This window comes from Oleiphilus sp. HI0117 (genome assembly GCF_001635235.1).
In genome coordinates this window covers 1-1,123 of sequence record NZ_LWGA01000029.1, presented here as the reverse complement: position 1 = coordinate 1,123, position 1,123 = coordinate 1, and the positions used below count along the sequence as shown (strand labels likewise).

The window sequence follows — 1,123 nt, the reverse complement described above, 5'->3', positions numbered from 1 at the left end:
CAACATTCCTTACCCACTAAACCCTTAGTTGCGATGGTTCCAATGTCTATGCGCCGAGATGATAGTGCGGCGGGAAATCAAATTGCGATGATCCTTGCTAGCCTGGGAACCCATGTTGCTGACCCAGCTAAACGCTTGGAAATGGTAAAAAATTCGGTCAAAGATTCCAAAGAGCGATACTCACAGATGTCGCTTGAAGAAGCGATCAATTATACCGCTTTGACCTTGGCACCCGCTGGTTTGAATATGTTAACGGGTTTGTCGGAAAAACTTCAGGCATTCAACGTTGTTATTTCTAATGTACCAGGGCCAAAGAAAACACAGTATTGGAATGGTGCGCAGCTAGAGGGGATGTATCCCGTTTCAATACCTCTGGATCGTATTGCCTTGAATATTACTTTGGTCAGTTATGTAGATCAGTTAGAATTCGGCTTTACGGCTTGCCGCCGCACCTTGCCGTCTATGCAGCGTTTGCTGGATTATGTACAGAAGGGATTAGAGGAATTGGAAGTGGCCGCTGACATCTAAGATATTACCCTACTGACCATTTCGATTGGCAAGTAACAAACTTAACGACTAGTAGATATAGAGATATGACAAAGAAGACTGAAGATAAACCTCAATCGTTCGAGCAGAAAGTGAGCTATGGATTTGGATGGCAGTTTGGCCGTCAGATGCAAAAGAACCGCTTCGAGGGAATGGATATTGAAGCAACGATTCAGGCTTTGCGAGCATGCTTTAATGGTGAACCTTCGGCTTTGTCCGAAAGCGAACTCAACGAAGCCTATGACACGATTAAAGAAAAGCGCATGCAGTTCGAGAAAGATCGTACCGAGAAGTATCAGGATTTGTGCAAAACTTTCTTAGATGAAAATGCCAAGCGAGAAGGCGTACAAGTTACCGACTCAGGTCTACAGTACGAAATTCTGGAAAGTGCAGAGGGCGATAAGCCTAGTATTGATCAGACTGTACGCGTTCACTATCACGGCTCATTCATTGATGGCCAGGTTTTTGACAGCTCTATTACCCGAAATGAACCCGCTGAGTTTGCATTAGATCAGGTTATCCCCGGTTGGACGGAAGGTTTATCAATGATGCCTGTCGGCTCAAAGTGGCGCTTTGT

2 protein-coding genes are annotated in these 1,123 nt (G+C 45.1%); both read left to right on the top strand.

The window, feature by feature from the left end:
- Nucleotides 1–528 (top strand): WS/DGAT domain-containing protein (locus tag A3757_RS00675; RefSeq protein ID WP_156506064.1); only part of this gene is annotated, 528 nt, incomplete at its 5' end.
- A 65-nt stretch (nucleotides 529–593) separates the two neighbouring features.
- A partial coding sequence (locus tag A3757_RS00670) for an FKBP-type peptidyl-prolyl cis-trans isomerase N-terminal domain-containing protein (protein ID WP_068738975.1) occupies nucleotides 594–1,123 on the top strand: 530 nt, incomplete at its 3' end.